Raw genomic sequence first — 353 nt, 5'->3', positions numbered from 1 at the left:
AGAGGTGATTGCCTTAGCAACTGTTAAAATGGCTCACTTCACCTTGCGCAAGGTAAACGTATTCGCTTCGCTCGCTGTCGGTAACATTTTGCACGATAGACCCTGAAACAAGTTCAGGGTGACGAAAAAGGGTGAGTACAGCCGCGTTGTTTTCTACCGTCATCCTGAACTCGTTTCAGGATCCATGCATTCGATACTAGCGAGGTTTTAGAGGCAGCAGCAATAGCAACTGTTAAAACAGCTCATTTCACCTTGCGCGAAAAGAATGCCAGCGCTTCGCGCTGTGTCATAAACCTTTCGCTCGATATTTACCTTGTGCAAAAGAAACCGTACTTACTGCGTTTGCTGCCGTA

General features: G+C 46.7%; 1 protein-coding gene. It reads right to left on the bottom strand.

Annotated features, from left to right (window positions below):
- Positions 1-13: 13 nt before the first annotated feature.
- The gene (locus tag N483_RS27145; protein WP_155250745.1) at positions 14-163 is read right to left on the bottom strand and encodes a hypothetical protein; all 150 of its coding nucleotides are present in this window, start codon (positions 161-163) and stop codon (positions 14-16) included.
- Positions 164-353 lie beyond the last annotated feature (190 nt).

It is taken from the genome of Pseudoalteromonas luteoviolacea NCIMB 1944 (genome assembly GCF_001625565.1).
Taxonomy (GTDB): Bacteria; Pseudomonadota; Gammaproteobacteria; order Enterobacterales; family Alteromonadaceae; genus Pseudoalteromonas; species Pseudoalteromonas luteoviolacea_F.
This window is presented reverse-complemented; position numbering and strand designations above follow the sequence as displayed.